Below are 6,394 nucleotides of genomic sequence, written 5' to 3' on the forward strand. Positions count from 1 at the left end.
TATTTCCTCTTAATTCTTAAATATTTAACTGGTTTAGTAAAGTTTACGCGGCTTGTTTTTCATCTCTGACTGCAGCCAGAGTACGAGCCAACTTCTCAACAGGTGCTTTCATAACTGACATCAACATGCTAATGCCTTGATCACGCGTTGGTAGACGCGCTAACCGTGCCAACTCAGACGCACCATAAGACTGTCCGCCAATCGCCACTATTTTAGTGACTAGTTTGTCATGACCTTTTGAAAAATTGCTAATCAAGCGTGCCGCAGAACCTGGATCTTCCATAGAAAATGCAATCAGTAGCGGACCCACTAGCGCATCTCCCATACATTCAAACTCGGTTCCTGCTACCGCTCTTTTTGCCAGCGTGTTCTTTACTACGCGTACATAAACACCGGTTTCCCTGGCAGTTTTACGAAGCTCTGTAAATTCCGAAACTGTCAAACCACGGTATTCTGCTGCCACGGCAGAGTGGGCTTTGGCGGCGTATTTGGAAACTTCTTCCACAACCGCTTTTTTACCCTCTAAATTTAATGCCACAGGTGACCCCCATTATTATTTGACACCTCAGTGTCTTAAACATATCCAGATGGATACCCCTACGGTTCCATTCCCTAATGAGGTTCAGGTTTCCGTCTACGCAGGAAATATTAAGTTTTTCAACTCCTGCGGTCTTTGACGGTTGTCGATTACCGACAACCCAAAGTTCTTTTCTTAACTGGTGATACTGCTAGGATCCAACCAAAGCCCAGGACCCATGGTTGAAGAAAGCGTAATTTTTTTGATATAAATGCCTTTTGCAGCAGTTGGTTTAGCCTTTTTCAAGTCTGTAAGCAATGCTTCCAGGTTTCCTTGAATGGAAGCCGCATCAAAGCTAACCTTACCGAGCGTACAGTGAATAATGCCACCTTTATCAGTACGATAGCGTACCTGACCGGACTTGGCATTTTTTACCGCAGTGGCAACGTCAGTCGTCACTGTACCTACTTTTGGATTAGGCATCAGACCTCTTGGGCCTAATATCTGGCCTAATTGACCGACAACCCGCATCGCATCTGGAGAAGCAATAACTACGTCAAAATTCATTTCGCCTTTTTTGACTAAGTCGCCTAAATCATCCATACCGACTATATCAGCACCAGCAGCTTTAGCTGCTTCGGCATTTGCACCTTGGGTGAAAACTGCCACTCTGACGGTTTTGCCAGTTCCGTTAGGTAGTACGGTTGCGCCACGAACGTTTTGGTCAGATTTGCGAGGATCAACACCTAAATTGACGCTGACATCAATTGCTTCGCCAAACTTTGCTGTGCTGAGTTCTTTCAATAACTGAACTGCCTCGGCAATTGAATATTGCTTGGTCTTATCGACTTTTGCCTTGACTATCTTCGCTTTTTTGGTCAACTTAGCCATTATAAGCCCTCCACATTCAGGCCCATGCTACGCGCACTGCCAGCTATCGTTTTAACGGCCGCTTCCAAAGTTGCGGCATTCAGGTCTTCCATTTTGGTTTTCGCAATTTCTTCTAACTGAGCGACTGTTACAGTCCCTACTTTTTTGGTGTTTGGATTGCTACTACCACTTTTTAGGCCGAGTGCCTTTTTGAGAAGAATTGTTGCTGGTGGTGTTTTGGTAATGAAGGTGAAGCTACGGTCACTGTATACAGTGATAACTACCGGCAAAGGCAATCCTTTTTCGACATCTGAAGTCTTTGCGTTAAACGCTTTACAGAATTCCATGATGTTTACGCCGCGCTGACCCAGTGCTGGACCGACTGGCGGACTTGGATTTGCTTCACCTGCTTTGACCTGCAACTTGATGTATGCAGTTATTTTTTTTGCCATTTTTCTCTCCGATGTGGGTACAAACGCATTTCAGCTCCCCTTAGACACAAAAATCCCGACCTTACAAAAGGCAGGGATTCAACAAAATTTATGTGCGAATAACACAGATAACGGTGATTTTCAGCTTAACTTAGATTTTTTCTACCTGACCGAAAGCTAACTCAACTGAGGTTGAGCGACCAAAAATGAGTACCGATATTTTTAGCTTATTTTTTTCGTAATTAACTTCTTCAACAGCACCATTAAAGTCCTTGAATGGCCCATCAATAACTCGAACAACTTCACCCGACTCAAACAAAGTCTTTGGTCTCGGCTTATTGACACCCTCTTCCACTCTGTTAAGAATAGTCATTGCCTCTTTTTCAGAAATAGGCGCAGGCCTATCTGAAGTACCACCGATAAACCCCAATACTTTGGGTACATCTTTTACTAAATGCCAAGTCTCATCAGTCAATTCCATTTGCACCAACACGTAGCCTGGGAAAAACTTTCTGTCACTTTTGCGCTGCTGACCCAATCGCATTTCAACAACTTCTTCGGTCGGTATCAGGATTTTTCCAAAAAACTGTTCCAATCCTTCACGTGCAATTCTTTCTTCCAAGGCTTGCTTAACTTTGCCCTCAAAGTTTGAATACGCGTGAACAACATACCAACGTAGTGCCATACCGTTATCCACCTTGCCCAGTCAAGAGCTGCACAGCCTTGAATAAAGCCATATCCAGCACCCACAAAATCAGACCTACAGTGAAAACCATAGCAAACACGAGCAGCGTGGTGCGACTGGTTTCTTCGCGGGTAGGCCAAACGACCTTTCTGACTTCTTGCTTGGATTCCAGGAAAAAGTTCCAAGTATTACGCCCAAGATTAGTGGTGAACATCAGACCCAAAACAACCAGAGCGACAACCAATAACCCAATAACACGGTATAAAACGGAAACTTCAGCGAAATAATAAAATGCAGCAATACCTGCAACCACAAGAAGAACCGAAAAAACTTGCTTGACTATATCAAAAACCGGCGTTTGCTGCGCTTCCGCTTGAGTATTCATGTAATGTTATTTACGAAAAGGTAATAATATTAAGTGTTTGTTATCGTCTGAGTGGCAGGCCAGGAGGGTCTCGAACCCCCAACCAACGGTTTTGGAGACCGCCATTCTACCAATTGAACTACTGACCTGTTTCAGACAAACCCAAATAACCCATGATTATATACCAAAAAAAGTATTAATCAATAATTTATACAGCAGACAAATTGAAATTTTATTACATGCCCTATTTTACTACAGTGAATAAACCATGCTTTCGTAAATGGCAGGTTTCTTTGTGGCAAAATAGCCGCATTCCTATCAAAACAGAACCGTCCTGACTATTATCGCCTGTTGCCCAACAATCCCAAACACTATGACCGCCTTACAAACCCTACTCAACGCCTACCGCGCAGCGTCCCAAACCCACCGCGAAAAAGGCACGTATTTTGAAGACCTGATTTGCACTTATCTCCGCAATGAAGCCAGTTATAAGGACTTGTACAGCCATGTATGGACTTATGCTGATTGGGCGCATGAACAAGGCATAGATGCGCGGGACACGGGCATAGACTTGGTGGCAAAAACCACCGGCACGGACGAGCACCACGCCATCCAATGCAAATTCTATGCAGAAGATTACCGCGTGCAAAAAAGCGACATTGACAGCTTCTTTACCGCATCCGGTAAAAAGCCGTTCACGCACCGGATTATCATCAGCACCACTAACAACTGGAGCGAACACGCCGAAGACGCGCTACAGGATCAGCAGCCACCCATCAGCAAAATTGACCTTAGCGACCTTGAAAACAGCCAAATTGATTGGGTCAGCTACCAACCGCAGCAACCGCCAGCACTGAAACCCAAAAAACAGCTACGCAAACACCAAACCGCCGCTTTAACTGGCGTAGAACACGGCTTGCAAACTGCGGTACGCGGCAAGCTCATTATGGCGTGTGGCACGGGCAAAACCTTTACCAGCCTTAAGATTGCCGAAAAACTCGCTGGCAATGGCAAACGTGTATTGTTCCTAGTGCCGTCGCTTTCGCTGTTATCGCAGACCTTGACCGAATGGACGCAAGAATCCGCCACGCCTTTACACAGTTTTGCCGTTTGTTCGGATAGCGATGTCGGTAAAAAGCGCAAAAAAGACGATGACATAGTGCAAACCTTTACCCATGAGTTGCGCTACCCAGCCACCACCGATGCCGCCCGTTTAGCGCAAGAGATGTTAAAGCGTCATGATAGCCACCATATCAGTGTGGTGTTTTCCACTTACCATTCCATTGACGTTATCAGCAACGCCCAAAAAAACCATGATTTAGCAGATTTCGACTTGATTATCTGTGACGAAGCCCACCGCACCACCGGAGCAACCTTTGACGATGAGGACGAATCCACCTTTGTTAAAGTCCACGATGCCGACTTTATCAAGGCCAGCAAACGCCTATACATGACCGCAACCCCGCGCATTTACGGCGACATGGCAAAGGCAAGCGCGGAAAAAGATAACGTGGCCTTATGCTCTATGGATGATGAAACCCTGTACGGCAAAGAGCTTTACGTCATCAGCTTTTCCGAAGCCGTCAAACAAGAATTGTTGGTAGATTATAAGGTCATTGTATTGGCAATAGACGAAGTTCACATTAGCCAAAGCCTTCAAAAATTGTTGGCCGATGAAAATAATCAGCTTAAAGTTGACGATGCCGGAAAAATCATTGGCTGTTGGAAAGCCTTATCCAAACAAGGCGCAAGCCAAGATTTGACTGATGACAATAACCCTATGCGCCGTGCCGTGGCATTCTGCCAAGTCATTGAGCCAGCACAAAAAACGAATACCCATAAAGTTAGCTCAAAAAACATAGCTAAAATGTTTCAAGCCGTGGTGGATGCCTACCAGGAACATGAACAAGAAAACGCGCCAGCCGTCGAAATCGCCAGTTATTTACATTGCGAGGCAGAACACATAGACGGCAGCATGAATGCCAGCCAAAAAGAGGAAAAGCTGTTGTGGTTAAAGGCAGAACCCCCCGCTGATACCTGCCGCATCTTAAGCAATGTCCGTTGCTTGTCAGAAGGCGTGGATGTACCCGCCTTGGATGCGGTGTTATTCCTGACTCCGCGTAATTCCCAAGTGGACGTGGTGCAATCCGTGGGGCGGGTCATGCGCTTGGCAGCAGGCAAAAAGCGCGGTTACATCATCTTGCCCGTGGTTATCCCTGCGGGCGTAGAACCCCACAAGGCACTGGACGACAACAAGACCTATAAAGTCGTCTGGCAAGTTTTGCAAGCCTTGCGCTCACATGACGACCGCTTTGATGCCATGATTAACAAGTTGGATTTAATCGGCAAAGATACATCCAAAATGGAAGTCATCGCCATTACCGACAAGTTCAGCAAGAAAGCCAAGAAACCAGACCAGCCAAAACCGACGGGCAAGCGTGAATATGGTATCGGCGAAAAGCCAGCAAAATATACCGCCACACAAGCCGACATCGTAGATACTTTTGAAATCGACGACATCCAACGCGCCATTTACGCCAAAGTCGTCAAAAAATGCGGCAACCGTAGCCATTGGGAAGATTGGGCAAACGACATCGCCAAAATTGCCCGCACCCATATCGCCCGCATCCAAACCATTTTAGACACGCCCAGCAATACCGCAGAAATCGCCGCTTTTAATGCCTTTGCCGCCGAATTGCGCGACGACCTCAACAACGCCATTACCGACTCTGAAATCGTCCAAATGCTGGCACAGCACCTGATTACCAAGCCCGTGTTTGATGCGCTGTTTCAGGATTACAGCTTTGCCCAGCACAACCCGATGTCGCTAGCCATGCAAGACATTTTGGACAAATTGCACGAACACCATATCGACAAAGAAGCCGACACCTTGCAACGTTTTTATGACAGCGTAAAACTTCGTGCCGAAGGCATCGACAACGCCGCTGGCAAACAAAAGATTGTAGTGGAGTTGTACGACAAATTTTTCCGTAATGCCTTTAAGGAAATGACCGAGAAACTTGGCATTGTGTATACGCCCGTGGAAGTGGTGGATTTTATTATCCACAGCGTCAATGACGCATTGCAAAATGAATTCGGGCAAACCCTAGGTGATAAAAACGTCCACATCATTGACCCGTTTTGTGGCACTGGCACGTTTATTACCCGTTTGCTGCAAAGCGGTTTAATCAGCCCCGCGCAACTGCCTTACAAATACCAAAACGAGATTCATGCCAACGAAATTGTATTGCTGGCTTATTACATTGCCGCGATTAATATTGAGGCGGTTTATCACGAATTGGTGGGTGGTGCGTACCAGCCTTTTAATGGCATTTGTTTAACCGACACCTTCCAATTGTATGAAAAAGACGACTTAGTCAGCCAGATTTTGGTGGACAACAGCGCACGGCGCACCAAGCAAAAAGCCCTGGATATTCGCGTCATTATCGGCAACCCGCCATATTCGGCAGGGCAAGAAAGCGCAAACGACAATAATGCCAATGTGGAATATAAGTCCTTGGATGACA

General features: G+C 46.0%; 6 protein-coding genes and 1 tRNA gene. 1 reads left to right on the forward strand and 6 read right to left on the reverse strand.

Going from position 1 to position 6,394, the window contains the following annotated elements:
- Positions 1 to 43: 43 nt before the first annotated feature.
- The 6 genes from rplJ to AC1YY3_RS02780 all read right to left on the reverse strand — a co-directional run bounded on the left by rplJ (position 44) and on the right by AC1YY3_RS02780 (position 3,016).
- A complete protein-coding gene (gene rplJ, locus AC1YY3_RS02755) occupies positions 44 to 538 on the reverse strand; it encodes a 50S ribosomal protein L10 (RefSeq protein ID WP_349027981.1) in 495 nt (164 codons plus the stop codon).
- Positions 539 to 712: 174 nt separating this feature from the next.
- A complete protein-coding gene (gene rplA, locus AC1YY3_RS02760; RefSeq protein ID WP_481822804.1) occupies positions 713 to 1,408 on the reverse strand; it encodes a 50S ribosomal protein L1 in 696 nt (231 codons plus the stop codon).
- The gene (rplK, locus tag AC1YY3_RS02765) at positions 1,408 to 1,839 is read right to left on the reverse strand and encodes a 50S ribosomal protein L11 (RefSeq protein WP_349027979.1); all 432 of its coding nucleotides are present in this window, start codon (positions 1,837 to 1,839) and stop codon (positions 1,408 to 1,410) included. The genes rplA and rplK overlap by 1 nt, the downstream gene beginning before the upstream one ends.
- A 130-nt stretch (positions 1,840 to 1,969) precedes the next feature.
- Positions 1,970 to 2,503 carry a transcription termination/antitermination protein NusG gene (gene nusG / locus AC1YY3_RS02770; RefSeq protein ID WP_481822803.1) on the reverse strand — a complete coding sequence of 178 codons (534 nt, stop codon included), beginning with the start codon at positions 2,501 to 2,503 and terminating at the stop codon, positions 1,970 to 1,972.
- Between the two features lie 4 nt (positions 2,504 to 2,507).
- Positions 2,508 to 2,888, reverse strand: coding sequence for a preprotein translocase subunit SecE (gene secE, locus AC1YY3_RS02775; RefSeq protein WP_481822802.1), 381 nt, complete (start codon positions 2,886 to 2,888; stop codon positions 2,508 to 2,510).
- Positions 2,889 to 2,940: 52 nt separating this feature from the next.
- Positions 2,941 to 3,016: transfer RNA gene (locus tag AC1YY3_RS02780), tRNA-Trp, on the reverse strand.
- Between the two features lie 224 nt (positions 3,017 to 3,240).
- On the opposite strand from AC1YY3_RS02780, the gene AC1YY3_RS02785 reads away from it, so the two are divergent.
- Positions 3,241 to 6,394: restriction endonuclease (locus AC1YY3_RS02785; protein ID WP_482194295.1), on the forward strand; the 3,154-nt coding region annotated here is incomplete at its 3' end.

The sequence above is a fragment of the Methyloglobulus sp. genome (assembly GCF_964779595.1).

Bases quoted from the DNA above. Each gene is read 5' to 3' on its own strand.
- rplA (WP_481822804.1), bottom strand. From the start codon at position 1,408: ATGGCTAAGTTGACCAAAAAAGCGAAGATAGTCAAGGCAAAAGTCGAT.
- rplK (WP_349027979.1), bottom strand. From the start codon at position 1,839: ATGGCAAAAAAAATAACTGCATACATCAAGTTGCAGGTCAAAGCAGGT.
- nusG (WP_481822803.1), bottom strand. From the start codon at position 2,503: ATGGCACTACGTTGGTATGTTGTTCACGCGTATTCAAACTTTGAGGGC.
- secE (WP_481822802.1), bottom strand. From the start codon at position 2,888: ATGAATACTCAAGCGGAAGCGCAGCAAACGCCGGTTTTTGATATAGTC.